The organism is Alphaproteobacteria bacterium (genome assembly GCA_037200005.1).
Lineage (GTDB): Bacteria > Pseudomonadota > Alphaproteobacteria > UBA9219 > RFNS01 > JBBCGY01.
Map to the genome: position 1 here is coordinate 1,188,457 of JBBCGY010000001.1, position 25,787 is coordinate 1,214,243.

General features: G+C 60.3%; 28 protein-coding genes. 10 read left to right on the top strand and 18 right to left on the bottom strand.

Annotation, left to right across the window (positions count from 1 at the left end):
* Positions 1-2: 2 nt before the first annotated feature.
* Entirely contained in the window at positions 3-767 is a 765-nt protein-coding gene (locus tag WDO70_06200) for a molybdopterin-binding protein (protein ID MEJ0062786.1), read from the bottom strand.
* 109 nt (positions 768-876) lie between these two features.
* Between WDO70_06200 and yajC the strand changes: the two genes are divergently transcribed.
* Both yajC and secD read left to right on the top strand, forming a co-directional pair.
* Positions 877-1,320: a preprotein translocase subunit YajC gene (gene yajC / locus WDO70_06205; protein ID MEJ0062787.1), complete on the top strand. Its 444-nt coding sequence runs from the start codon at positions 877-879 to the stop codon at positions 1,318-1,320.
* Positions 1,321-1,369: 49 nt separating this feature from the next.
* Complete coding sequence (gene secD / locus WDO70_06210) at positions 1,370-2,938, top strand: protein translocase subunit SecD (protein MEJ0062788.1); 1,569 nt, start codon at positions 1,370-1,372, stop codon at positions 2,936-2,938.
* A gap of 1 nt (position 2,939) precedes the next feature.
* Here the strand turns inward: secD and WDO70_06215 are convergent, their stop codons facing one another.
* Complete coding sequence (locus WDO70_06215) at positions 2,940-3,962, bottom strand: polyprenyl synthetase family protein (protein ID MEJ0062789.1); 1,023 nt, start codon at positions 3,960-3,962, stop codon at positions 2,940-2,942.
* Positions 3,963-4,027: 65 nt separating this feature from the next.
* Between WDO70_06215 and WDO70_06220 the strand changes: the two genes are divergently transcribed.
* Complete coding sequence (locus WDO70_06220; protein MEJ0062790.1) at positions 4,028-4,765, top strand: methyltransferase; 738 nt, start codon at positions 4,028-4,030, stop codon at positions 4,763-4,765.
* Between the two features lie 94 nt (positions 4,766-4,859).
* On the opposite strand, the gene WDO70_06225 is transcribed toward WDO70_06220, so the two are convergent.
* The 3 genes from WDO70_06225 to WDO70_06235 form a co-directional block, all read right to left on the bottom strand.
* Positions 4,860-7,310 (bottom strand): DUF4175 family protein, encoded by a 2,451-nt coding sequence (locus tag WDO70_06225; protein MEJ0062791.1) that lies wholly within the window; start codon positions 7,308-7,310, stop codon positions 4,860-4,862.
* Between the two features lie 129 nt (positions 7,311-7,439).
* The gene (lysA, locus tag WDO70_06230) at positions 7,440-8,678 is read right to left on the bottom strand and encodes a diaminopimelate decarboxylase (GenBank protein ID MEJ0062792.1); all 1,239 of its coding nucleotides are present in this window, start codon (positions 8,676-8,678) and stop codon (positions 7,440-7,442) included.
* Complete coding sequence (locus WDO70_06235; GenBank protein MEJ0062793.1) at positions 8,675-8,821, bottom strand: hypothetical protein; 147 nt, start codon at positions 8,819-8,821, stop codon at positions 8,675-8,677. Before WDO70_06235 ends, lysA begins: the two co-directional genes overlap by 4 nt.
* An 86-nt stretch (positions 8,822-8,907) precedes the next feature.
* Here WDO70_06235 and WDO70_06240 point away from each other — a divergent pair, with 86 nt between their 5' ends.
* On the top strand, positions 8,908-9,495 hold the full coding sequence (locus WDO70_06240; GenBank protein MEJ0062794.1) for a TlpA disulfide reductase family protein: 588 nt from the start codon (positions 8,908-8,910) through the stop codon (positions 9,493-9,495).
* A 147-nt stretch (positions 9,496-9,642) separates the two neighbouring features.
* Here WDO70_06240 and WDO70_06245 read toward each other — a convergent pair whose 3' ends face one another.
* The 5 genes from WDO70_06245 to WDO70_06265 are packed head-to-tail and all read right to left on the bottom strand — an operon-like array spanning position 9,643 to position 13,833.
* On the bottom strand, positions 9,643-10,386 hold the full coding sequence (locus tag WDO70_06245; protein MEJ0062795.1) for a flagellar hook capping FlgD N-terminal domain-containing protein: 744 nt from the start codon (positions 10,384-10,386) through the stop codon (positions 9,643-9,645).
* An 11-nt stretch (positions 10,387-10,397) separates the two neighbouring features.
* Entirely contained in the window at positions 10,398-11,957 is a 1,560-nt protein-coding gene (locus WDO70_06250) for a flagellar hook-length control protein FliK (protein MEJ0062796.1), read from the bottom strand.
* Positions 11,958-11,972: 15 nt separating this feature from the next.
* Positions 11,973-12,419 carry a hypothetical protein gene (locus WDO70_06255; GenBank protein ID MEJ0062797.1) on the bottom strand — a complete coding sequence of 149 codons (447 nt, stop codon included), beginning with the start codon at positions 12,417-12,419 and terminating at the stop codon, positions 11,973-11,975.
* Complete coding sequence (locus WDO70_06260; GenBank protein MEJ0062798.1) at positions 12,416-12,739, bottom strand: rod-binding protein; 324 nt, start codon at positions 12,737-12,739, stop codon at positions 12,416-12,418. The genes WDO70_06255 and WDO70_06260 overlap by 4 nt, the downstream gene beginning before the upstream one ends.
* Positions 12,739-13,833, bottom strand: a complete 1,095-nt coding sequence (locus WDO70_06265; protein ID MEJ0062799.1) for a flagellar basal body P-ring protein FlgI — start codon at positions 13,831-13,833, stop codon at positions 12,739-12,741. Before WDO70_06265 ends, WDO70_06260 begins: the two co-directional genes overlap by 1 nt.
* 362 nt (positions 13,834-14,195) lie before the next feature.
* On the opposite strand from WDO70_06265, the gene WDO70_06270 reads away from it, so the two are divergent.
* The 4 genes from WDO70_06270 to WDO70_06285 all read left to right on the top strand — a co-directional run bounded on the left by WDO70_06270 (position 14,196) and on the right by WDO70_06285 (position 16,657).
* Positions 14,196-14,633 (top strand): flagellar assembly protein FliX, encoded by a 438-nt coding sequence (locus tag WDO70_06270; protein MEJ0062800.1) that lies wholly within the window; start codon positions 14,196-14,198, stop codon positions 14,631-14,633.
* A 74-nt stretch (positions 14,634-14,707) separates the two neighbouring features.
* On the top strand, positions 14,708-15,136 hold the full coding sequence (gene dksA, locus WDO70_06275; GenBank protein MEJ0062801.1) for an RNA polymerase-binding protein DksA: 429 nt from the start codon (positions 14,708-14,710) through the stop codon (positions 15,134-15,136).
* Entirely contained in the window at positions 15,123-15,794 is a 672-nt protein-coding gene (locus tag WDO70_06280; GenBank protein ID MEJ0062802.1) for a hypothetical protein, read from the top strand. The genes dksA and WDO70_06280 overlap by 14 nt, the downstream gene beginning before the upstream one ends.
* 128 nt (positions 15,795-15,922) lie before the next feature.
* On the top strand, positions 15,923-16,657 hold the full coding sequence (locus WDO70_06285; protein ID MEJ0062803.1) for a Bax inhibitor-1/YccA family protein: 735 nt from the start codon (positions 15,923-15,925) through the stop codon (positions 16,655-16,657).
* A 201-nt stretch (positions 16,658-16,858) separates the two neighbouring features.
* Here the strand turns inward: WDO70_06285 and WDO70_06290 are convergent, their stop codons facing one another.
* The 7 genes from WDO70_06290 to hemC form a co-directional block, all read right to left on the bottom strand.
* On the bottom strand, positions 16,859-17,437 hold the full coding sequence (locus WDO70_06290; protein ID MEJ0062804.1) for an HAD-IB family hydrolase: 579 nt from the start codon (positions 17,435-17,437) through the stop codon (positions 16,859-16,861).
* Entirely contained in the window at positions 17,434-18,777 is a 1,344-nt protein-coding gene (locus tag WDO70_06295; protein MEJ0062805.1) for a heme biosynthesis HemY N-terminal domain-containing protein, read from the bottom strand. Before WDO70_06295 ends, WDO70_06290 begins: the two co-directional genes overlap by 4 nt.
* Entirely contained in the window at positions 18,774-19,889 is a 1,116-nt protein-coding gene (locus tag WDO70_06300; GenBank protein MEJ0062806.1) for a hypothetical protein, read from the bottom strand. Before WDO70_06300 ends, WDO70_06295 begins: the two co-directional genes overlap by 4 nt.
* 34 nt (positions 19,890-19,923) lie before the next feature.
* The gene (locus WDO70_06305) at positions 19,924-20,655 is read right to left on the bottom strand and encodes a uroporphyrinogen-III synthase (protein ID MEJ0062807.1); all 732 of its coding nucleotides are present in this window, start codon (positions 20,653-20,655) and stop codon (positions 19,924-19,926) included.
* Positions 20,652-21,230, bottom strand: a complete 579-nt coding sequence (gene pdxT / locus WDO70_06310) for a pyridoxal 5'-phosphate synthase glutaminase subunit PdxT (protein MEJ0062808.1) — start codon at positions 21,228-21,230, stop codon at positions 20,652-20,654. Before pdxT ends, WDO70_06305 begins: the two co-directional genes overlap by 4 nt.
* A gap of 4 nt (positions 21,231-21,234) precedes the next feature.
* Positions 21,235-22,125 carry a pyridoxal 5'-phosphate synthase lyase subunit PdxS gene (gene pdxS / locus WDO70_06315; protein ID MEJ0062809.1) on the bottom strand — a complete coding sequence of 297 codons (891 nt, stop codon included), beginning with the start codon at positions 22,123-22,125 and terminating at the stop codon, positions 21,235-21,237.
* Between the two features lie 146 nt (positions 22,126-22,271).
* Complete coding sequence (gene hemC, locus WDO70_06320) at positions 22,272-23,303, bottom strand: hydroxymethylbilane synthase (GenBank protein ID MEJ0062810.1); 1,032 nt, start codon at positions 23,301-23,303, stop codon at positions 22,272-22,274.
* 519 nt (positions 23,304-23,822) lie between these two features.
* On the opposite strand from hemC, the gene WDO70_06325 reads away from it, so the two are divergent.
* Both WDO70_06325 and WDO70_06330 read left to right on the top strand, forming a co-directional pair.
* Positions 23,823-24,950 carry a DUF2336 domain-containing protein gene (locus WDO70_06325; GenBank protein MEJ0062811.1) on the top strand — a complete coding sequence of 376 codons (1,128 nt, stop codon included), beginning with the start codon at positions 23,823-23,825 and terminating at the stop codon, positions 24,948-24,950.
* Between the two features lie 106 nt (positions 24,951-25,056).
* The gene (locus WDO70_06330) at positions 25,057-25,386 is read left to right on the top strand and encodes a hypothetical protein (GenBank protein MEJ0062812.1); all 330 of its coding nucleotides are present in this window, start codon (positions 25,057-25,059) and stop codon (positions 25,384-25,386) included.
* Positions 25,387-25,461: 75 nt separating this feature from the next.
* Here WDO70_06330 and WDO70_06335 read toward each other — a convergent pair whose 3' ends face one another.
* Positions 25,462-25,761, bottom strand: coding sequence for an HU family DNA-binding protein (locus tag WDO70_06335; GenBank protein MEJ0062813.1), 300 nt, complete (start codon positions 25,759-25,761; stop codon positions 25,462-25,464).
* Positions 25,762-25,787: the final 26 nt, after the last annotated feature.

Consider the following 25,787-nt stretch of genomic DNA (forward strand, 5'->3'; position numbering starts at 1 on the left):
GGCTAACCGCCGTTTTCCGTTGACGCCGCTATCGCCGCATCCGGATCATGCCGTTTGGCCATCGCCAGCACGGCAAGCGCGGCTTCATCGAGGCGCGCATCATCCGTCCCCCGTACTACAAACGCCAATCCATATCGGCCAAGCTTGAACCACGGATAAGAACCTATGTCGCAGTCAGCATAAGCGTCTGCGATTTTTTCCAGTTCATCGGCGATCACACTTTCCGGTATGTGGCAATTGACCGTGCGGCTTTGCAGCGGCGCGCCGCCTTTCAGTCGGGCGGCGATCCCGTCCATCATCGCCCGCATGATCTCCGGCACGCCGGCCATGACATAGACATTTCCGATCTGAAATCCCGGCGCGGCGCTCAAGGGATTATCCAGCAGCGCCGCCCCCTGCGGCATGCGCGCCATGCGCAGCCGCGCATCCGTCAAATGATCGGTGCCGTAATGATGCAGAAGCCTTTGCCTCGCCGCCGGATCGATAACGAGCGGCAGGCCGAACGCCTTGGCCACGGCGGCGGCGGTGATATCGTCATGGGTCGGCCCAATGCCGCCGGTCGTGAAGACGTAATCATAGCGCCCCCGCAGCGCATTGACGGCATCGACGATCTCGGCCTCGATATCCGGCACGATTCGCGCCTCGGCCAGCCTGATGCCTAAAGGCTGCAAACGCGCGGCGATGGCATTGAGATTGCCGTCCTGCGTCCTGCCGGAGAGAATTTCATTGCCGATGATCACGATGGCGGCGGTGGGATTGTTTTTCATGCCTATGATCTTAATAGCCTTATGGGCTTCAGACAAATTCCCTTTGCCTGCGCCGCCATGAAGGCTATATTCGCCCCTTCCTCCGCACCCAGACCTCCAGGATACGCCCATGCAGGACTTTCATTTCATCAGCCCGGCCTTTGCCCAGGAAACGACTGCGGCCACGGTGCAGGAAGAATCTCCGATCCCGGTGCAGCCGGCATCGCCCGTAGACAGCCTGATGCAATTCCTGCCGCTGTTCCTGATTCTCGGCGTGTTGTATTTCCTGCTGATCCGTCCCCAGCAGCAAAAATTCCAGCAGCATGAGCAATTGCTGAAATCGCTGCGCCGGGGGGACAAGGTCGTGACCGGCGGCGGCATTATCGGAACCATCTTCAAGCTGGAAGGCGACGACATGCTGGTCGTCGAGATCGCGGATAACGTGCGCGTCAAAGTTCAGCGCGCCACCATCGCCGGCGTCGTCGCCCGCACCGAACCCGTAGGAGCGGCAGGCGACGGCGAACAGAAGACGGAAGAAGTGAAACGCCTCGTCCAGAACGATAATAAAAAATAAGCCTGTTCCCATCCTTCATCCGCCGCCCCTCTCCTCAGTCATCTGAATTATGATCAATATTCCCCGCTGGAAAGTTATTCTCGTCATTGCGCTTAGCGTATTGGGCATATTGTATGCCTTGCCGAACGCCCTGCCGCCTTCCGCGCAGCGCTGGCTGCAGGACCATATGCCCGCCGTCCTTCCCCATCAGACGGTCAATCTTGGCCTCGATCTGCGGGGCGGATCGCATTTGCTGCTCGACGTGCAGCTTGATGTCGCGCTTGCTGATCATCTGAACAGCATGGTCGATGAAGTGAGGAGCGGGCTGCGCAAGGAGAAAATCACCTATACCGAGCTTGGTGTCAGGGACGGGAAAATCAGTTTCCGCGTCGGCGACCCCGCTCAGATCGATGCCGCGCGCGAAGCGGTCCGGATCAACCGGAGCCTGGACATCAAGGCGGACGGCCAATTGATCACCATCGCCCTGCCCGTGGATATGATCCGCGAACGGCAGAATTTAGCCATGGATCAATCCATGGAAATCGTGCGCCGCCGCATCGACGAAACCGGCACCCGCGAACCTTCGATCCAGCGGCAGGGCGGCAATCGCATCCTGGTGCAGCTGCCGGGCGTGGACGATCCGCAGCGGATCAAGCAATTGATGGGACAGACGGCGAAGCTGGCATTCCGCTTCGTCGATGAGAACGCCACCTTCGGCGATCCGAAGGCCAGCCCGCCGCCGGGAACGGAGCGGCTGCCCGCCGCCTCGTCTCCGGATCGCGGCGTCGTCGTGCAGAAGCGCGTTATCCTTTCGGGAGAAGCCCTGGTCGACTCCCAGGCCAGCTATGATCAATACAATAACGCCGCCGTTTCGTTTAAGTTCGATTCCCTCGGCGGCAAGAAATTCGCCGAGGCCACACGCGCGAATGTCGGCAGGCTGTTCGCCATCGTCCTCGACAACAAAGTGCTGAGCTTCCCCAAGATCAACGAGCCGATCTTGGGCGGCAGCGGCATCATCACCGGCCATTTCACGATCGAAGAGGCCAAAGACCTGGCGCTGCTGCTGCGCGCCGGCGCGCTGCCCGCGCCGATCAAAGTTCTGGAAGAGCGCACGGTAGGGCCGGGACTTGGCGAGGATTCGATCAAGGCGGGCGCCTTGGCCGCCGTCGGGGGGATCGCCCTGGTCGTCATCTTCATGCTGCTGTCCTATGGATTGTTCGGCATATTCGGCACCATCGCGCTTTTCATCAATCTCGCTTTTATCTTCGCGCTGCTGTCGATTTTGCAAGCTACGCTGACCTTGCCCGGTATCGCGGGCATCGTGCTCACCGTCGGCATGGCCGTGGACGCCAATGTGCTGATTTTCGAGCGCATCCGCGAAGAAGCGCGGCTGGGGCGCTCGATCATCGCCTCGATCGACGCGGGCTATAGCCGGGCGCTGTCGGCGATCATGGACGCCAACGTCACGACGCTGATTTCCGCCTTCCTGCTGATGATTTTCGGCAGCGGCCCGATCAAGGGCTTTGGCGTCACCCTGACCATCGGAACGATCACGTCCGTCTTCTCCGCCGTATGGGTGACCCGATTGATGGTCATCGCCTGGCTGCGCGTCACGAAGCCGAAAGCGATTCCGATTTAATTTAGAAGCCCCGCTCAATGGTGAAGTCGATAATATCGAGCAGCGCGGCTTTCACCGGCATATCCGGAAAAATACCCAAGGCATCGCGGGCGATGGCTCCGTAATGGCGGGCGCGGGCGGCGCAATCCGCCAGCGCGTTATGCCGATGCAGCAGATCCTGCGCCTGCGCCAGATCGCCGGGGCGTTGTTCCAGCCGCTCCAGCACGCGCCGCCAGAAAACGCGCTCGTTTTCGTGGCCGCGATTGACGGCGAGAATGACCGGCAGGGTTATCTTGCCTTCGCGGAAATCGTCGCCAACGGTCTTGCCCAGCTCGGCCTGTTTGGCGCTGTAATCCAGAACATCGTCGATGATCTGGAACGCGATGCCGAGATTGAGGCCGTAGGTGCGCAGCGCCTCTTCCTCGACCGCGCTCTTGCCCGCCACCACCGCGCCGATGCGGCAGGCGGCGGCAAAAAGCTCGGCGGTCTTGGCCCGCACGACTTCCAGATAAGCCTGCTCGCTGGTCGCGGCGTCGTTCATGGTGCTGAGCTGCAAGACCTCGCCCTCGGCGATCACCGCCGAGGCATTGGACAGGATTTTCAGCACTTCCAGCGAACCGTCCTCGACCATCAGCTGAAAAGCGCGGCTGAACAGGAAATCGCCCACCAGGACGCTGGCCTGATTGCCGAATAAGGCATTGGCTGAGGGACCGCCGCGCCGCAAATCGCTGGCGTCCACCACATCGTCATGCAGCAAGGTGGCGGTATGGATGAATTCGACGGACGTCGCAAGCTTGCGGTGCCGCACCCCTTCATAACCGCACATCCGGGAGCATGCGAGCGTCAGGATCGGCCTCAGCCGCTTGCCACCCGCCGCCACGATATGGCCGGCAAGCTGCGGGATCAGCGCCACGCTGCTTTCCATGCGCTGCACGATCAGCGCGTTAACCGCCGTCATGTCTTCCGTGACCAGCGCGGCCAGCCGGTCGAGCGCGTCTGCGTCGCCCTTGCGGTGCGCCTCCGAAAGCGGGATAATTCTTGCCATGCTAAACCCTCTTAAAACAGCGCCTCCTTATAGCGCATCTCCTATCATTTGCGAATAGGCTGCCGATGCGAAAAATAAACACGGCCGACGCCCTTTTGGACGGCAAAGTCGTGCTGGAACAGCCGGCGCAAGGCTATCGCGCCGCCATCGATCCGGTGCTGCTGGCCGCGAGCGTTCCCGCCAAGGCCGGGCAGACGGCGCTCGACCTCGGCTGCGGCGCGGGAGCGGCGATGTTTTGCCTCGCGGCGCGGGTGCCGGGCCTGGCCTTGACCGGCGTGGAACTGATGCCGGAATACGCGGCTTGCGCCCGAGCCAATATCATACGCAATGACGGCCTGGGAATCTTCCACCTGCTGGAAGGCGACGCGAGAAAACTGCCGCGAATCCTGGCGGCGAACAGTTTCGATCATGCGTTCGCCAATCCGCCCTATCATGACAGCAAGGCCTACGATCCCGGCCCGAAAGCCGCCAAGGCCCACGCGCACGCCATGACGCGGGACGATCTGGCCGCCTGGATCAAATCCGCCCATGGCAGATTGAAGCGCAAAGGCACATTGACGATCATCTATCGCGCGGATGGGCTTGCCGATCTGCTGGAGGGCATGGCGGGAAAATTCGGCGGCCTTGCGGTCATGCCGCTATGGCCAAAATCCGGCATCGCCGCCAAACGGGTGATCGTGCGCGGCATCAAGGAATCCAAAGCCCCGCTGCAGCTGCTGGCGGGAATGGTTCTGCATAAGCCGGACGGAAGTTATACGGATGAGGCGGAAGCCATTCTTCGCGGCGGCTGGATTGAAGCGTGATGACGCGATAAATGCAAACAGAGCCGTCATTCCCGCTCGCCCCTGCGGGGCCGTCGGGAATGACGGCTCTATTTGAACCTAATCACGCTCCAACCTAAAACTGATTGAGCAGCCGCTCGATATAGTCGCGCTCTTCCTGCGGGCGGGTATATTCGCCGGAGCGGCGGCGCAATTCGTCGAGAATCTCTCGCGCCCGCTGAAGTTTCTGCTCGGCGGGAATCTTGACGCTGCCGTCATCGACGGAATCGCCGTCATCTTTCGCCGACCGGCCAAAAGGATCGCGCGGCTGCCCGCGGCGGCCCCCGCCGGGAACGATCATCATCTGAGCCTGCATGCGCTGCTTCATGTCTTTGGACAATTCTTCGAGCGCCCGCACGGTTTCTTCCTGCGCTCCCTTGGCTTTGGTCATTTGCTCCTGGCGCAGGTTTAGCACGGCGGATTTCATCCCCTGATCGGCAGTCGCCAGCTGCGGCGGCAACTCCGAATGCCGCCCAGCCAGATCGTCGATCAAAGCGCCGAGTTTAGCGCGCAATTTCTCCTGCCGCTCGGCCAGACCGGCGCCCATGCCTTGTCCGCCATCGCCCCCCTGCTCTTCTCCCGTATCGGCCGCCTTGCTTTCAGGCGGAGCGGCATCGCGCAATCGCTTTTGCTCGTCGATCATTTGCTTGAGATTCTTCATCGCCATGAGATCGGCCTTCTGCTGCGGCGTCATTTCGCTGGCATGATTGAGGCGTTCGAGGATTTGCCGCAGCTCCTCCAATTTCTGCTGGGCCGCCTCGCGCGAGCCGGTTTGCGCCAAATCCTGAATCTCCTGCGCCGTCTGCATGAGATCGTCGACGAGATTTCTTCCCATATCGGCCATCATGTCTTCGGGAATCATGTCCTGCTTGCCGACCAGATTATGCGCCATCGCCGACAGATATTCGACGAGAGCGCCCTGCAATTTGTCGGTCAGTTCCTTGATTTTCTCCGGACTTTCATGATTGGCGATCGCCGACTCAAGCTGCTGCTGAACGGCGCGCAGATTTTCCTGGGCGTTGGCAAGCCCCTTCGTATCGAGCCGCAGCGCAACCTGCCATATGACGGCGGCGACGGGCGCCAGTCCTTCGCGGAACCTGTCCAGATGCATGCGCATGGCGGCGCTGCGCAGTCCGAGAAACACGAGCGCGTCGCCGCGATAAAGCTGCGGCTGGGCCGCCGCGCCCGCCATAAAATTGGCCGTGCCGTTCCATTGCCCTTCCGGGTCGGTCAGCAGCTTCTTGCGGATATTGACCAGAAGCTTGGCGAGCGGATCGGCAAATTCGCGCTCCGGCAGCGTCAAGGTGACGGCGGCGGTCTGTGTGCGCTGCCCCGCCTGGTCGACCGCCGAAAGCCGCAGCGTCACGGGCATTCCCGCCCAGGCATTGCCGGTCAGATCGAGCCGCGCACGGCCTTCGATATCCTTTTGACCGACGCCGGACAAGGATACGGCGAAAGGCTCGTTCGGCAATCCCGGCGTGCTTACGGCCGGAGTTACCACGGCTTCGATCATGGCCATGCCGTAATCGTCATGCGCCCGGAAGTTCAAGACGACATCCTGGCCCTCAACCTGCGGCGGCTCCTGCCAGTCGATCTGCGGCGGCTCGTCCGGAACGACATCGACCTTCCACCGGCCAAGCCGGGTCCAGCCGCTCCGCACTTCCAGCGTTCCGGCGCGCGGCACTTCGCCGTCGAACGTATAGCTCGACGACTCCTCGCCCGCCGCGATCAAATCCGTGACGGCATGATCGGCATGGAGGCGCGGCGTTTCGGAACTTTGGTTGACCCGCAGCGCGATCTTGCTGCCGGCTGGAATTTTAATGACTTCGCCGTTATTTTTTCCGGCTCCGCCTTGCGCCAGCATGATCGGCGGCATTTTTGTGTAAGCGGGCGGGGTCACCCACGCATCCAAAATCGGCCCAGTCTTCTGAGTTAGAGAGAGCGACGGGGCCGCCAGCATAAAGGCTTGGGCAAAACGGGAATGCAGTTCGCCCCATCCGCTCACCGCCGCGACCGCCACGACAACGATAACGGCATAACGCAGCGCCCAGGGATCGTCATGGCTCAAATCCAATTGCGGGCGGGATAAGCGCAGCCTGGCAAGCGCGGCCTTGGCGTCGGCCTGATGGCGCTTCCATAAGCCTTTGACCGTGGCCGTGTTATTGACGGGCGTACCCGCCAGGGCTTCATAGGGACGGTGCTGGATGCCGCTATCGGTTTCCAGGCGGCGGGCGGCGGCCTCGATCGGCGGCATGCGCCATGCTGCGCCCGTGCCGCGCAAGCCGCGGATCGCGGCCAGCATAAAGAAGGCCATCAGCAGCAAATGAAGGGCAAACGGAAGATTTTCGAAAAGGCCGAACCATGCGGAGGCCAGAAAAAGCCCCACGACGCAGTAAAATCTCCAGCATTGCGCGATATGCCGTTCGGCGAAAATCACCCATCTGGCGAAGTGCAAATACCCCTGCCCCGGCAATGGAGCGGCTTTTTGGGATTCGCTAAGAACCGTGCGGCGTTCGTTATGACTCATGCCTGGAACTTGTAAGGTGTAATCTGTTGGTCACTTTATCCAGCATTACAGCGGACGCATCCTATCATAAATAGCTACGCAAACGCACAAAAAAAGCCTTCCCGGCGGAATTATTTGGTAAACGAAATCCTAACGCGACCACACCGGCGCGACGTCCCAGGCGATCTGCTCCTCGATGCCGACCGGGCGGCGGATGAGCGCGAATTGGTCGCCGTCCACCATGACTTCGGGGACAAGCGTCCTGGCGTTGTAGGTGGAGCTCATGCTCGCGCCATAGGCGCCCGCGCTCAAAATAGCCACCAGATCGCCGGGCGCGGGCGCGGGCAAAGGCCGGTCGTGGCCGAATAAATCCCCGGTCTCGCACACCGGGCCGACCACTTCCCAATTTTCCGTTGCCGCGCCCGGAGGCGCATTGACCGGAACGATATCATGCCAGGCGTCATACATCGCCGGGCGGATGAGATCGTTCATCGCCGCGTCGATGATAAGAAAATTCTTGGCGACACCCGGCTTGACGATCATGACGCGGCTGAGAAGAATGCCCGCCGGGCCGACCAGGAACCGTCCCGGCTCCAGCGCAAGCCGCAGATCGAGCTTGCCGAAATGCTTGCCGATCAGTCCGGCATACGCGGAAAGATCGATCAGGCTCTCATCCCGATAGCGAATGCCGATGCCGCCCCCTATGTCCAGCCGCCGGATATCGAACCCCGCGGCGCGCCAGTCGCGCACCAGCCCGGCAACGGTCGCGAACGCAAGATCGAACGGCTCAAGCTCGGTCAATTGCGATCCGATATGCACCGCAAGGCCGCATAAATCCACGTGAGGCAAACCCCTGACCGCATCCAGCGCCAGGCCGATCTGCGTCATCTCGATGCCGAACTTGGATTCCTTATGTCCCGTCGCGATCTTGGCATGGGTGCGCGGATCGACATCGGGATTGACGCGCAGCGCGATGGGAAGCTTCCTGCCCTGCTCCCTGCCGACCGCGTTCAGCAGATGCAGTTCCGGGATCGATTCCACGTTGAATTGATAAATCCCGGCGACGGCGGCTTCTTCCATCGCATGGCGGGATTTGCCCACGCCGGAGAAAATGATCTTGCCCGCGTCCACGCCCGCCGCGAGCGCCCGCTTGATTTCGCCCTCGGAGACGACGTCGGCTCCCGCGCCGAGTTCGGCAAATTCCCGGATGATCGAAAGATTGCCGTTCGCCTTGACCGCGTAGCAGATCAGCGGGTCGAACGGCAGCAAAGCTTCTTTCAAGGCCCCATAAGCCTGACGCAGCGCCGCGCGCGAATAAACATACAGCGGCGTGCCATAGGCTTCGGCAAGACGGGCAAGCGGCACCGCTTCGACATTCGCGGCGCTCATGGCTTCGTTACGCTGGGATAAGTGCGCGGAAAGGTTCCCGACGCGCCCGGAGGCGGATCGACATTCTGCGGCTTAACGCCGCACGCCGCCAATGTCCCGCACAGCAGGGCCAGCACGATAAGGAGATGGGACAGATTTTTCATGCTTTCGTTCTAGCCGCAATTGCCTCTTGCTGCCAATCTCAAAATTATGGTCACATGCCGCCATCGAACTGAAAAGGTCTATCATCATGACTCGCCTCTTTATTCTGTCCTGGCTGTTCATCGGGGCAACGACGCCCATTGGCACAGCGGCGATGGCGACGGTTGCCTTCCAGGCCGCGGGGGTCATGAAAGCCGCCGCGTCGGCGACTCTAGCCCTGGAGCGCATCGATCCGCCCGTGCCCGCGCCCGACCTCTACATGCGCGACGCCGACAACAAGCTGGTTCGCCTCAGCGAGTTTCGCGGACGCTATGTTTTGCTGACATTCTGGGCGACATGGTGCTTGCCGTGCATCGGGGAAATGCCGAGCCTCAACCGGATGCAGGCCGATCTCGACGAAAAAGATTTCAAAATCGTCCCTCTATCGCTGGAGAGCGGCGATCAGCACAAGGTCAAGGGCTTTTACCGCGAGCACGATATCGATAAATTGCCGATTTACGTGACCGAGGGTTATTCCGAACAGGAAAAATACGAGGTGCATGGCATCCCGACATCGTTCCTGATTGATCCCCAAGGAAAGCAAGTCTGGCAGCATGTCGGCGAGATCGACTGGGATGCCGCGGAGACCCGCGCCTTCTTCAAGGAATATCTGAAGCAGCCTAAACAGCCCAAATAGCTTTAGAAACCAACTCAAAAGTCATCAGGCCGAGGCGAAAACCGTGCTTTTCGAGAACCGGGGCGCAGCCTATTCAACATAGGTGAGCACCGGAAGCGCAGGAAAGCGCGATTTGCAGCCCGGCATCATGGCTTTTCAGACGGTTTCTTACGCCGCGACTTTATCGCCGGGGCTATTATAGATATTCAGAATCTTGCTTTCATCGATATGCATGCCGCCGAAGGAAAGCGTGTTGCCGGTGGTCCCTTTCTCGATGCCGGTGACCTTGCCCATCATGCTCTGCTCGGAAACGGCGATCGGATCGCCCTTTGAGTCAAGAGCGGTGATCGACATTTTGTAAGCGCCGTCGGGCAATTGGTTGCCCTCGTTATCCGTGCCGTCCCAGACGACTTGCTGCGCCCCCGCCTTGCCGGTGCTGGTGAAGCTCGCGACCTTGGCATCGTCTTTGTTCATGATGTCGATCGTCACGCTGGGCGATGACTTGTCGAGCGAGTAGCTCATATAAGCGCTGCCGTTCTGAAGCGCGAAATCGGTGCCGCTGACTTCGGCATAACGGCCGAGATAGTCGAGCAGCGCGGAGGTGCTGTTGCCATTGGCCTTTGAAACATTGACCAGGCTGCCCAATTGATCGTTCGTCTTGATCTGCTGCTCGACCTGCGAATAGCTGACCAGCTGCTGGGTATAGGTCGTGGAATCGGTCGGAGCCAGCGGATCCTGATACTGCAGCTGCGCCGTCAGCAGCTTCAGAAACATCGTGTAGTTGCCGCTGAGCTGCGACAGAGCGCTGCCGCCGGATACCGTGCCGGAATTGGTGCCGTTGATCGGCGCGGTTGATACCGGGGGCAATGTCGCGGTCGAAGGTATGCCGCTGATAGGATCGGTCGTAGCCATGAGGTATCTCCTTACACGCGCAAGTTCACGCGCCCTGGTTCAATGAGGTAAACATCGTCTTCCGTTGCGATATCCGCACTCTGGTCGAGAACGGCGGCCAATTCGGCGGTGCCGCGGGAAGCCTTGGAACCCTTGTCGCCGCCCCATGAGGATCCATTGCCGGGATCGCGCAATTGGAACGACAGCGAACCGCTGTCGGCGCGCAAGCCTGCCTCCTGCAGAGCGCGCTCGAGGCTTCGCGAATCCTTCGCCAGCATATCCAGCGTCGCCTGGCTGTCGGCCGTGATCAGCCCTTTAACGACACCATCGTGAAAATCCAGCTTGATATCGACGCGGCCAAGATCGGCGGGACGGAGATGAATGGTCATCTGGTCGAGATTACCCTTGGCTTGCTGGTAAAGTTTGACCGTGACCTGCTCCATGACCTGAGTCCTGGCGACGGTCGAAGATTTCGCGCCCTTTGAAGAAGCCAATTGCGCCGTGGCGTCATAGCCCAGCAAGGGCTTCGCGCCTTCAGGCATCGGCGAGCCCGCGCCGATGCGGGAAATATGCGCCGCGACGCCTTCAACACCGCCACGATTCGCCGCGCCGACAGGATTCACCGTCGGCTTAGGGGCGCTTGCGGCCAGGAAACCGAGATCGGGAGTTTTCACCGCTGCCGGAGAGGCCGAAGCATGATCGACGCGCGGCGCGGCCTCGGCTTTGTCAGTGTTGATTTCCTGCGATACGGACAAAGGCTTCGGTTTCGGCGTCTGGGGATGCGCGTCAACGCTGGCTTCAACGGCCGCTTTCGCGGCAAAGGATGAATCCGCTACCGCGTCTTTTTGTATGCCGTCCACGACGGTTTTGGCTTGGTTCTTAGCCTCAAGCGCCGCATCCGCCGCCACCGAGGCATCCGCCGCCGCATCTTTCTGAACGCCATCCGCCACAGCCGCGGCAGCCGCCTCGACGGCGCTAAGCCGCTTCGCGTGGTCGCCGTCTTTTCCCGAGACGGTTTTAATGGGTGTCACATGCTGAACCGGCGCGGGCGCCACGGCGGCGACAATGGCGGCTTCGGCATCGGATCGCACCGCATCTTGGGTCGATTTCGGCGCGGCGTCATCAACCGCCGCCTCGCCGGTCGCCGCCGGCGCGGAAACGGTTTCGACGGCCTCTGTTTTTTGATCCGGCGATTTCAGCGCGGCCGCATCGCTTTTTTGGTGCTGGCTATGCTGGGCATGTTTGTGCTCTTTCGAAATGCCCTTATTTTTATTGTCCTGCTTGGAGCGGGGAGCGGCAATTTCAGCGTGATTTTTATCCTTGTCATCGCTCTCGGCAGCCGACACATCATCCCGCTTCGAGGACGGAAGCTCATCGCTGCGGGATTTGTCGTCGGCTTTCGGAGCGGGCCGCTCGCTTTTAGCCTTGACCTCCGGCGCGGGCGTAAAGAGCGCGGCATCGAACTGCTGAAGCAGCGCCGAAAATCCTTTCTGCCCGTCGATCATGGCAAACAAATCAGCGCGGGCGCTGATCGCCGTTTGCACGGCGGGCGCCGGGGAAGTGGCTGCGGCGGCGATGGAATTGTCGGTCATGGAAGCGCCTTTCGCTTATGCTGTCGTCTTGAACAGCGCCGACTGGATCGGCGTATTCGAGTTGGGTTGAACCAGATGCTGATAGCCGCGCTGCCCCAGCTTTTCGTCGCGCACGCTTGCCATGATTCCTTGCAGCAGCCGCTGCGTCGCCGTCATCGCGACCTTGACGATCCGGACGTTGCGCTCGGCGACTTCATTCAATTTCGTGCTCGCGCTGCGCAGCAGCGATTTCTGCGTTTGGGGCAATTGCTTCAGCCATTCGGGATGTTCGGTGGCGACCTTGAACTCGGCCTGGTAATCGACCAGGAGCCGCTGCTTGCGCGCCACCAAGGCGGGAAGATGCTCGTTCAAATGCTCTTCCACGGCGGCGATCTCGCGCTCCATCACGTCGGCAAGCTCGTTCATCAGCTTGATCAATTGAATATCCTGGCTTTCCGCGGCTGGCTCTGTCTTGACGGTCATGATGCGATCTCCTGATGTTGAAGCATCTGCTGCTTGATGGTCGAAGCGAGTCCGAGACTGTCGCCTGCCGCCACGATTTTTCCGTATTCCTGCAGCATCATCGTGCGGAAGACCTCTTCGCCGTGCCCGCCGCCGGTTTCCTCGTCTACCGGCACGGTTTCCCACATCGGCGAAAGCATCTGCGTCGCGAACATGGCCTCGAATTCCTTGGCCGCTTTTCCCGCGCGCTCGAGACGCGCCGGCATGGCCTGAGCCGGCATGGCCTGAGATTGCGCCTGCGCCTGAATTCTCATGGTGCTGGATCCGATCGCGTCGATCATCAGATGACCTCCAAATCGGACTGCAGCGCGCCTGCCGCCTTGATCGACTGCAAAATCGTGATCATGTCGCGCGGGCCGACCCCAAGCGCATTCAAGCTCTGCACCAGTTCGGACAGGCTGACGCCGGTTTTAAGCACCGCCATGCGCTTGTCGCCGCCTTCGTCCACATTGATATCGGTGCGCGGCACGGCCACCGTCGTGCCGCCCTGCGAGAACGGCGCGGGCTGCGATACCTGGGGGGTTTCGGTAATGCGGATGGTCAGATTGCCCTGAGCGATGGCGACCGTGTTGATCCGCACATTCTCGCCCATGACGATGATGCCGGACTGATCGTCGATGACGACTTTGGCCGTCTGATCCGGCGTGATCTGCAGCTGCTCGATGGATGTCAGGAAAGCGACCTTGTCGTTATTATGTTCGGGCGGGATCGTAAGTTTCACGGTCTTCGAATCCACGGCTTCGGCGGTTGCCTTATGCTCATGAGCGTTGATCGCGTCGGCGATGCGCGTGGCGGTCGTAAAGTCGGGATTCTTCAACGACAGTCTGAGATGGTCGAGATCGGCGAGCTGGAATCTGATTTCCCGCTCGACAATCGCGCCGCTCGCGATCTTGCCCGAAGTCGGCACGCCCTTCGTTACGCTCTGGCCCGCGCCTTCGGCGGAAAAGCCGCCGACCGAAACCGCGCCTTGGCCCACGGCGAAAACCTCGCCATCGGCGCCCAGAAGCGGCGTGACAAGCAAGGTGCCTCCCATCAGGCTTTTAGCGTCGCCCAGCGTGGATACAGATATGTCGATCCGGCTGCCCTGCGACGAAAAAGGCGGGAGGGTGGCCGTAACCATGACGGCAGCGACATTCTTGGTCTTGAGCGAATCTCCCCTGGTATTGACGCCAAGGCGCTCCAGCATGCCGATCAGGCTTTTGGCGGTGAAAGGCGAGTTGGTCAGGCTGTCGCCGGAGCCGTTCAGGCCAACGACAAGGCCATAGCCGACCAGCATATTGTCGCGCACGCCTTCGATGTCGACGATGTCTTTAAGGCGGGACGACGCGTGGGCCGGCGAGGAAAGGGTCAGGAGGACAATAGAAAGAAAGGCCATACACAGGGATAAAGCCGCGGGGCGGGGTAACCGGCGCGCGCGTGCCAACTTCACGACCGGTGGGTGGGAAAAGCTTGAATCTAACGAATATGGGTTCCGCATGTGCATGGCTTTCTCTATCGTCCTCCGTCGCTTGGTATGCGAAAGCCATGCCAAAATGCCCGCCAAGACAACACATTGAATTAATTATGTTTTTTATTGCCTGCTTAGGTCAGACCCGCCTATAATGACTTTGCCGGAAGCTATCATCAGTGAAAAAGTGCCGGAACGAAGGGCAAAAATTGCCGCTGAATCCTGCTGAATCTTAGTAACCAATCCTTCATTGCCAATCGTTCATATTGGTCCATCGTGAGGACAAAGCCTTGATTGAGAAAGTCGAAGGGCCGGGATCAGTCCGCGGCGCGCAACAGACGAGAGAAGTTCGGCGCGTGGTGCGCACGGGCAGCACCGGCGGCGCGACCTTTGTCAAACACCTCGATCCTTTATCGGAAAGCGAGGCGGCAGGCGCGGCTTCGGGCGCGACGTCGCTGGGCACGATCAGCCCCGTCGTAAGCTTGCAGGAAGTCGATGACGCCATGGCGCGGAAATCGCGCGGCAAAGCCAGGGCTAAGGAAATTCTCGACCGGCTTGAAGATATTCGTCTCGAATTGCTCACCGGGTCCGTCAGCAAGGACAGATTGATGCAGCTTTCCCGCATGGTCGCGCAGCGCCGCCAGGATATCGACGATCCCCGGCTGACGGAAATTCTTGACGACATCGATTTGCGGGCGCAAGTCGAGTTGGCCAAACTAGGATACTAGAATAAAAAGGCTTGCAACCCAGTACGCGGATTATGTAACACGGCTCAGCATTCGCGAACGGAGAAAACAGAATCATGGCTCTGGTAAATGTGCCCGACGATTATCGTCCGACGGAAAAAGAACCCTACATGAATCCCATCATGCTGGGGTACTTCCGGAAGAAGCTGCAGCAATGGCAGAGCGAAATCCTGCATGAATCGTCGGAAACCCTGCAGGAGCTTCAAGACGAAGGCGGCCTGCAGGAACCCGACATCGCGGATCGCGCTTCCGTCGAAACCGAAGTCGCGCTGGAGATGCGCGCGCGCGACCGGCAGAGGAAACTGCTTTCCAAAATCAGCGAAGCCTTGCAACGGATCGCGGATGGCAGCTATGGTTATTGTGAGGAAACCGGAGAGCCTATTGGTATCAAGAGGCTCGAAGCCCGACCGGTGGCAACGTTAACCGTGGAGGCGCAAGAACGCCATGAACGCAAAGAACGCACTCAACGGGATGAACGCGAGTAGCATTTTTACGCTGCTGGCCTTTTTCTTTTTACTCAGCTCTCCGGCTATCGCTCAGGATCCTTCCGCGGCCGACCAGCCCGAGGATGCCTTCGCCAATACCGCACCGGCGCTCTATGAGCTTAAGGAAGTCCTGGTCGAATACCCGGTCTTCGTCGATCCCAGAACCGCCAACGATTGCGGTCTGATGAGGGAAGCGTTGCTTACGACCCTGCAGCGCAACCTCCAGGATCCCGGCCTTGAAGTCATGATGGTCAACGAAACCCATCCTCGCGTCGGCGCGCGCGTCAATTTGACGGTCGAGATCGGCACCGTGAAGCAGGACAAAACATGCTGGTCGTGGATTGATTTCCCCCTCACCGACAAAGCGCCGATCATGCTGCCTCCCGTCAAAGTGCCGCGCACCATGACGCTTACTTTCTGGCATCAAAGAAAACTGGCGACCTCCTCGGTGGAAAGCCATCAGAGTGCCGTGAACGACATGCTGGCGACGCTTTCCCGGCAGTTTCTGCGTGATGTCAAACTCGCGCTGCCCGGCGCTTTTACCCCGGACGGCAAGCGCGCCGACAGCGAAGAAGACAAGCGAGAGCAATTGCTCAAGTCGCTTAACGACAGCGTCTCCAAAAGACTCATTCAGCAACAAGGGGTTACAATTCCCTAAAATATAACATTATCAATGAGATGAGGCTAACGTGCTTCATGTATTTTTTAATACCTCTTGCAACACACCCCAAGGGCACCATATCATTGGGTGTGAATAATTTTTGAGCGGCAAAGGAGACTACTCGCATGCCCATCGATCAAATCCAACCTCGGTCTTATGCCGGTATCGGCGAGAGCAGCGGCAGTTTCGACGCGGGTCTGCGCGCTCATATGCAGCGTGTATACAACTACATGGCGGGCGGCGTTGGCCTGACGGGCGTTCTGGCGTGGCTTGCGGCGAACACGCCGCTGGCGAATATAGTGTTCGCGCCGGGGCTCAGCCTGGTGTTCGCTTTGTCGCCGCTGGCGTTTATCCTGGCGTTGAATTTCGGCGTCCAGCGCATGAAATCCGGCACCGTGCAAACCTTGTTCTGGCTATTTTGCGCCAGCATGGGCCTGTCGATGGCCTATATCTTCCTGATATACACCAACGCCAGCATCGCCCGGGCCTTTTTCATCACCTCGGCGACCTTCGCGGGCATGAGTCTGTGGGGCTATACGACCAAGCGCGATCTCAGCGCTTTCGGCAGCTTCCTCATGATGGGCCTCATGGGGCTTGTCATCGCTTCGCTCTTCAATCTCGGCATCATGCTGTTCACCGGACAGGCTTCAAGCATGCTGCATTGGATGATCTCGGTCATCGGCGTGCTGATTTTCACCGGCCTGACCGCATGGGAGACGCAGCAGATCAAGCAGACCTATGCCCAAAGCTGGGGCAGCGAGGCTAATAGCAAGCTGGCCGTCATGAGCGCGCTGAGCCTCTACCTCAATTTCGTCAATGCGTTCCAGTTTATGCTTCGCCTGATCGGCGATCGCCGGTAAGAAGCGACAACTTTTATAAAGCCGCCGGGGAAATTCTCCGGCGGCTTTTTTTATGGCATAGAGACCACCTGAAAAGTCATCAGGCCGCGGCGAAAACCATGCTTTTCGAGAACCGCCGCGCAGCGTATTCAATATACATGAGCAGCGGAAGCGCAGAAAAGCGTGGTTTGCAGCCCGGCATCATGACTTTTCAGATGGTCTCTAAACGACAATCTTATGCGTCGCCAGTTCCATCATCGGCAGATCGTGGGGCGCATTGCCATAGGCCCAAATCTCGTCATAGGGGCCGGTAGCCGCGATCAGGGCCGCGACCCGCCTCGCCTTCTCTTGCCGCACGCAGTTGCCTTTCAGCAAGCCTGTCACGCGGCCATCGGCGACAGCCATCTCGGTGCATAATAAATGGTCGACGCCTAAGTCCTGCAAGATAGCCGGCAGATACAAATCAAGCCCGCCGGAAGCCACGGCAATTGTGTCGCCGCGTTCCTTGTGCCAGACCAGACGCTCGCGAATGCGGTCGAGCCAGCGCAATTGTTTTTGGAGCGCGGCAACGGCCTGCGGCATTCGCTCGACAGGATGATGTTTAAGGGCAAGACGCAGCCATAGAGTCTTGAACGCCGTGCGCCTGTCCGCCTCCAAAAGAGTTGTTGCAGCCGCAATCGACGCCGTCCCCAGGGCTCGCGGCCAGCCGACGCAGGCGGCGACGAAACGGGGCAAACTATCCCCGGCGACCAAAGTGCCGTCAAAATCGAAAATGGCGATGCGGCGAGGTGCTGGCGTCAAGACTCATAAATCTCCGGCTCCGGCGTAACCTCCGGAATCAGCTTCGCCGCCGTGTACTGATCGAACCAGTCGATGCCGTTGAGCGCCCCGCATTGCGGGCAGTTGATTTCCCATTGCGGGGTTTGGTGGCCGCAATGGTGGCAGCGCCAGGAAGCTTCGATAGGCGCCGTTGCCGCCTGCTGCAGCCAGTCATGGCCCGGCTTGCGATCGAGGGGATTGGCCTTATCGAGCTGCGCCAGCATGAGATAGGTCTGCCGCGTCGGCGCGATTTCGGCGGCGCGCTGCAAATTGCTTGCCGCCTCGCCCCACAATTGCGCGGCCATCGCCGCCTGGGCAAGCAACAGCAAGCTGACCGGATGCTGAGGGGCGCGGACAGCCAACTGCCCGACCTTTTTATATTGCTTCAGGGCATCGCTATCGCCCAGCAATTCGAGATATAACGCTCCCAATTCAGGATGCGGCGTCGTATCCCAGAATTTCTCGATCTTCTTCAGCGCCAGCCTGGTATATCCCATGGCCGCTTGCGTGCGAACCAGCTCGATGCGCGCGGGCAGCCAGTCCGGCTGTATATTCTGCGCGTGCTCCGCCGCCTGCAGAGCGCGCGGCAGTTGATTCTCGGCCCGCGCCGCGCGCGCTTCGGCGACCATGGCCGCCGCCTGCTGCCGCCGGGCGGCGGAATGATTGAGCAGCTGGCGAGCCGTCGCGTGGCGCAGCGACTCCGCCGCCTGAACCCATGCGCCGCGCCGCGCCGCGATCTCGTAGCGCGCCACATGCAGCCATGGGCTTTTCGGATGGTGCGCCGCGAATTGCTCGACATAACCCGCGGCCTTGTCGTCGTCATGGGCGCGAAGCGACGCCGCGATCAGGCCGCGATAGCCGATCGGCGCGCCATCATGATCCTTGCTGAGCTGCAGGAATATCTGTCCCGCCGTCGCGTGATCGCCGGACAATTGCGCCGCCTGCGCCTGCAGCCAGTTGATGAGCGGCGACGACTGGCCCAGCATTTTGCGCGCCGCGACGGCCTTCGCGCCCGCCGCCGCCGCGTCGCCGCTGGCCAGAGCCGAAAAGCCCTTGCTGAGATGAACCAGGCCGAGATTCTGCCGGCGCAGCTGACGCCGCAGCCGCAAGCCGCGGCGGCCGTAGCGCAAAAAGCTTATTCCCCGATAGACCAGCAAGCTGGCGCCGACCAGCCCCAGCACGCATACGAGCAAAAACGCCGCCGAGGTCTGCACCAGATAATCATTCCATACGATCCTGACTTCGCCCGGATTCTCGGCGAGCCATACCGCCAGCGCGATCAGGACGGCGAATTTCGTAATGAACCAGATGAGCCGGATCACGGTGCAGCCTGTTCTTTGTCGTCGTCATGGGCGATATGCTGTCCGAGCAGCGCGCCGATGCGAGCCATCGCGACATCGAGTTCGCGGCGGGCGCGGGCGTCGCCAAGCCATTCCTGCAACTGCTTTTGCGCCGGTTCCGGCATGGCTTCGACCCGGCTGATCGCTTTCGGAAGATCGCCGCGCTGCAACGCCGCCGCCGCGTCATGCACCATGCGCGCCGGGCTGCCGCCGCTGCCGTCGTCGTTCAGCTTGCGCACCATGACGACTTCTTTCATGTGAGCCGACATGCGCTCCCACCAGGTGGTCGCCGCCGCCAGTTCCGCCGCCTGCAAGGCCGAGCCGGACATGACATTAAATCGCGACAGCAGCATCGGCAGCGTGGCGACGCCCCCCTGGGATGGGTTTTCCAGCTTGGAGAATTCTTTGGTCAATTCAGGAGAGCTTCTGGCAACGTCGCTCAGCGCCTGCAGCTCAGTCGCGAAAGGCGCCGCCGTCCCCGCCCTCTCGCGCAGTTGCATATAGGCTATGATTTGCGCGCGCGTGGCGGATTCAGCCGCCGCCGTTTCATGCGTGGTATCGGTAATTTTCTGGACGCTGCCGGACATGGAGGACAGCGATTCCTTGGCCTCCGCCAACTCGCCCTTCAGCCGCGCGATTTCCTGATGCACCGTGCTTGCGCTTCCGACGCTTTGCTGCAATTCGGCCAAATCCGCACGCAAGGCCGCAATCTGGGCAAGCGCGGCCTTCAGCTGCGCGGCGCTCGCCTGATCTTGCGCAACGGCAGGCGGTTCCGGCGCAGGGGCCTGCGCTTGGGCTTGAGCTATCGCGGCGACGTCCTGTTTCAGCAGGTCGAGTTCCTGCGCCACCTCTTTCTGCCTCGCCTTAAGAGCGCTCACATCGACAGGAGGCGCGGCGATAACCGGCGGCGCATCCGGCGGCGGCGGCTGAAGCTGGGGCCAGGCCAAAGTCCCGGCGGCCAACACCAGCGCGATACAGGCGAGTACGCGGGCAAGCCCGTCCGCTCCCCTCGCCTGCCGCGGCTCATCTTCGACCATGGCGGGAGGCAAGCGCGACGGCGCGGTGTTGTTTCCGGATTCTTGCGTATCTGTCATAAGAGCCTCTTGGAAACGCTTGGCCAAGAAAGTCCTAGCGCGCCATTGTCTCGCATAGGGCTTCGATCAATGCCGCTTCGTGGGGTGCCGATGCGACGATAACTTGTTGCCAGGGCAATGCTTTTGCGGCATCGGCCACGGCTTCACTAAGGCATAACGCGATCAGGCGGCGGCAGCAAGCCGTCAAATCGCTTTGCCCGGCTAATTCGGCGAAGATTTGCGCCGACCGCGGCGAAAAGAACAAGGCGGCGCGCAGGCTTCCGGCGAGCGCCTCCCTGCAGGCGGGGGAGAGTTCGATCGCCGCTTCGGCCCGGTAAACCGGCCAATGGGTTATGCCGTAGCCCGCGCGGCGCAGCGAATCGTCAGGCTCCCGCGAAAGATCGGCGCCGCAAACATGCAGCAGCGTTCCCTGCTCCGGCCCCTGAGTCTGGCGGATGATCGCTCCGAGTTCAAATCCGTCGCCGCCACCCGCGATGGTTTTCTTCCATCCCTGCTTCTGCGCCGCCGCTGTGGTGCGATCCCCGACGCAATAACACGGCCAGGACGGCCAAGACGGCAGCAATAATTCATAGGGCAACAGCGCCGCGCCATGCGCGCTGGTGAAGATGACGGCGGCGATATCATCGAGCGGCGGAGGCGGCTCGCGGGCCGCCACAATTTTTGACATCGGCTCGACGAGCGGCGAAAAACCATGCGCCTGCAATAGGGAACTCAAGCGCCATGCATCGTCTTCAGGGCGCGTAATCAGAATATCCGGGCGGCTCATTGCAGGCAATTCTGCGCGAAGAGGGCATGCGCGCGAGTATCATCCGTCAATTCGGGATGAAAGGTCGCGACCATGTGGCGATCCTGCTCCACCAGAACGGGATGGCCGTCATGGCGCGCCAGAATCTTGCCGCGCGCGCCCACGCGGCGAATGACCGGCGCGCGGATCAGAACGGCTTCCATGCTACCCTGGCGCGTGCGGGCGAGAAATTCCGGTTCGGGATCGATCTCGACGATGCAGCTGTCGCGCTGCCGGCCATAGGCGTTGCGCTCGATATCGATGTCGACGACGTTCAGGCTTTGCTGCGGCGGGTTGGAAACATTTTTCGCCAGCAGGATCGCGCCCGCGCATGTGCCGAAAACCGGCTTTTCGGAGGCGAACCGGATCAAAGCCTCCATCAGCCCGTCATAGTGCAGCAGCTTGAGCATGGCGGTGCTTTCCCCGCCGGGAATAATCAGCCCGTCGATTTGCCCGAATTGCGCGGCATCGCGCACAAGCAGCGGAATATTTCCGGTCCTGGCAATGGCGGCCTCATGCGCGGCAAAATCGCCTTGCAGGGCCAGAACCCCGATCATCGCCCTACCATCCCCGTTTCTGAAGCATCGCCGATTCAGGAATCGCGGCGATGTCCAGACCCGGCATCGCATCGGCGAGCGAGCGGCTGGCCTCCAGAAGTTTCGCGGGATCGTTGTAATTCTTCGTCGCCTGCACGATGGCGGCGGCGCGCTGGGCGGGGTCGGAAGACTTGAATATCCCCGATCCCACGAATACGGCTTCCGCGCCAAGCTGCATCGCCAAAGCGGCATCGGCGGGCGTCGCGATTCCGCCCGCGCAGAAATTGGGCACCGGCAGTTTGCCGTGCTCGGCCACCCATTCGACCAGCTCCAGGGAGGCTTGCAAGTCCTTCGCCTCGCGCGCCAGCTCCTCCGGCCTCAGGGCCGCCAGCTTGCGCATATCCCGCGTGATGGCGCGCATATGGCGCACCGCTTCGACGATATTACCCGAACCGGCCTCGCCCTTGGTGCGGATCATGGCGGCACCTTCGGCGATCCGGCGCAAAGCCTCGCCCAGATTGCGCGCGCCGCAGACGAAGGGAATGGCAAAGCCGGTCTTGTCTATATGATGCTCGTCGTCCGCCGGGGTGAGGACTTCGCTTTCGTCGATATAATCGACGCCGAGGGATTCCAGAATCCGCGCCTCGGTGAAATGGCCGATGCGCGCCTTGGCCATGACGGGAATGGAAACCGCTTTCATGATCGCTTCGATCACGTCGATATTGGCCATGCGCGCGACACCGCCTTCCTTGCGGATGTCGGAGGGCACGCGCTCCAGCGCCATGACGGCGACCGCGCCGGAATCTTCGGCGATTTTCGCCTGCTCGCTGTTGGTCACGTCCATAATGACGCCGCCCTTGAGCATTTCGGCCAGGCCGACTTTCAGACGAAATTCTTTATCTTTCAATGGCACCATTTTCTTTACCTGCTTTGCTATAGCGATAGCGTTGAATATTACAAACCCGATTGATTACAGACCCGATGCGCGTGAAAGCGCGGCGATATTCAAATCTGCCGGGCAGACGAAACATCAATGATCGGGCACTCCGATATTGCCCCAGTTTACTCCGCTTGTGAAGCGGTAAGGAGATCGGGCGGCAGGTAGCCGCGCAATTCGCCGCCTAATTCCCCGGCCAGCCGGAGCGCGGCTTCGCGGGCAAAAACCTCATGCCGCCGCTCCAGCTTGCGCCCGTCGGGCGTGGCGACCAGCGCCGAGAAATCGATCCGCCCATCCGCGCGCAGCGTGGCCAGCGCCGCGACCGGCGTATGGCATGAGCCGTCCAGGCGACGGAGAAATTCCCGCTCGATCGTGACGCAGGTTTCCGTGCGCGCGCAATTGATGCGGCGCACGAGATCATAGAGCGCCGTATGATCGCGGCGCATTTCCACGACCAAAGCGCCCTGCGCCGCTGCGGGCAGCATATCGTCGAGCGGCAGAATATGGACATATTCGTCAACCGCGTCGATCCGCTGCAACCCGGCATAGGCCAGCAGCAGGGCGTCGGCCTGGCCGTCCGCCAATTTGCGCAGCCGCGTATCGGCATTGCCGCGCAGCGGCACGACGACAAGATCGGGCCGCATATGCAATATCTGCGCGGCGCGGCGCAGGCTCGACGTGCCGACGCGCGCGCCTCCCGGCAGATCGCGCGGATGCGCCGCCTGAAAAGAGATGAACGCATCGCGGCTATCGTCGCGCGGCAGGAATGCCGCAAGGCACAGCGCGTCCGGTATCGACGTTTCCAAATCCTTGGCGCTGTGCACGGCGAGATCGATCTCGCCCGAGAGCAAGGCTTCTTCAAGTTCCTTGGCGAACAGTCCCTTGGTCGCGCCCATGGCGGCGAAATTACGCTCTCCCTGCTCCGGCCGCCAATCACCCGAACTTTTCATCGGGATGATGTCAATGGCCAGTTCCGGCGCGGCGGACGCAAGAACGCCACGCAGGATATCCGCCTGCTTCAGGGCCATTTTACTAGTGCGGGTACCGAGACGGATAGAGGCGGAACTCGAAACAGAAATATTGGTTGTCATCATCAACACGGAGGTAAAAGAAGGTATGCGATGCAGGTTAATAGCAAGAAAAAATAGCAATGCCATCTTTTCTTGCAGCCAATGGTTAAGTTGTTGCCTGAAATGGATAGTGGATGGCGTGTTAATAAATTTTTTACTTTAATATCAATGCATTAGTTTCATTAAAATACGCTATAATGTTTTTATGCATTTAAACGAGCGTCATTTAAACGAATACATTAATACGACCGCCTCGGCTGCCTTTGCCGGCAGGAGCCGGTGTATTTCTCTGGGTGGCGGAACTGGTGGCATTGCCCTTACTGCCATGCTCGCCCGCTTCGATAGCGCGGGGCGTAATGGGCGCCGCGGCAGGCGGCTGAATGACAGCGCGAATCGCTTGCGGCGGAATGGCGGCCGGAACAGCCGCCTGAGGCACACTCGTGGGGATTGGAACCTGCACGGAAAATACTCCGCCGCTAAAATAATATTTAATGATTGTCTCACGGCTGCCGTGAATAAAAAGTTAAGGAATCAGTGTTTAGTTCAGGTAGCGCAATGAACGAATTAACGGAAGCTTATACTAACGAACAGGATTCAATGAGCCTTATGATGTCTCAACAGGCCATTAATAAGCTTTTGACGCTGGCGCATGACCGCTCCGAGCATGGGCGCGGCAATCTGGTCACGGAACTGGCGACATTGTTCGAGCGCTCCGATGTGATTCTCGGCGTGCGCGAGCAATCCCTGGTCAATGACATCGTCGACGAGCTTATCAGCAACGCGCAAATCACGGCGCGGCAGCAACTGGCGGAAATGCTGGCGCCGAAAACGACGACGCCGCGCCGGCTGGTCCTGGCGCTGGCCAGCGACCGGATCGAGGTGGCGCGCCCTATATTGATGCATTCCCCCATCTTCACCGACTCCGATTTGATGTCGCTGGTCGCGACGCAGGGCGTGGAACATTCCCGCGCCATTGCGCTGCGCGAGGAAATCGGCGAAGCGCTCGCCGACGCGCTGATCGTCACCGGCGATCTGGAAGTCATGCAGAACGTGGCCGAGAATCTCGGCGCCAAGATATCCCCGAAAACGATGACGGTGCTGACGAATGCCGCGCGATTTGCGGAGAAGCTTTGCCGCCCGCTGCTGCAGCGCCCGGAAATGACGCCGGAATCCGCCTCCAAGCTGTATTGGTGGACATCGCAGGACATGCGCCGTTTCGCCTTGCAGCGCTTCGGCGTGACGGTGGGCCAGATCGACCAGACGCTCGAGCAAACCGTCGACGACCTTCTCGCCCGCTATGAAAACGAGAAAAATAACGAGCAGGTCATGGCCTATGTGGCGGACTGGCTGATCGAACGCGATCTCAACACGCCCAAGATTCTCGTGCAGGTTCTGCGTCTGGGGCATTTCCGCCTGTTCAACGTGCTGCTGGCGCGGCTTATCGATCTGCCGGTGGCGCTGACCGATGTCATCGTCGCGGAAATGGGCGGACGCTCGCTGGCGGCGGCCTGCCGCGGCACCAATATGGAGAAGCCGCAATTCGTTTCCATCTTCCTGCTGTCGCGCGCGGCGCGCCGCGATGAGCAAGTCGTGCATCCGCGCGAGCTTAATCACGCCCTGCTCGCCTTCGACCGCCTCAACCCCGTCGTCGCCCGGCAATTGCTGGACACATGGCGCCGCGATCCCAGCTATCTGATCGACCGCGCGCAGGGCAGGCCGGTGGCGGTGCAGTAGCAGTTACATGGTTTATCCTGAAGACATCCAGAATCTCAATGCGAACTCAAGGGCGGCCATTCGCGAACTCTGGGGAAACGTCCGGATCAATGCCGGATTCGAGAAAATGTTTTCGGAGCAGATCCACACCATAGCGGCTCATGAAGTTTTGGGAGACGGCGGCAAGGCGATGCTCGCCCTGAGAATAAGCGATACTCCCGGAGGCAGGACGATTTTTGTAGCGCAAGACGGATCCGGAGGATTCGAGGAGTTCATGAGAGACGACGATGGTCTGCGCCGCCCGGCCTTATCGCCGGAATATGCGGGCAAGATTCTCAATCTCGTGAGGCAATTAAAGCAAGACCCGGCATTCGTATATCGTCCCTTGGAACCGGCCTCGCCGTCGCGGACGAGCGGCGTGCTTGCTCCAACGCCCGAAACCTTGACACTATCATAAAAAAACTTCGGGCCGTGAAGCTTGCGCCGCACGGCCCGTTTTTCATTCTGGATTCCGGCTCTCGCCGGAAGCGCCTTACTTCTTCTTGCCGTTGACGCTTTCCTTGAGCTGCTTGCCAGCGCGGAACTTCGGCTGCTTCGAAGCCTTGATCTTGATGGCTTCGCCGGTCTGCGGATTGCGGCCGGTGCCCGCGGCGCGCTGAGAAATGTAGAAATTGCCGAAACCGACCAGGCGGACTTCATCGCCCTTCTTCAGCGCGGTTTCGATGGTTTCGAAAACGGTATCGACGACGGCCGCGACTGCGGACTTCGACAGATCCAATTTCGCCAGAGCTTTTGCGTCAGCAATGGCGGCGACGAATTCATTCTTGTTCACTGGAGATCTCCCCCCGTTTGAGTGAT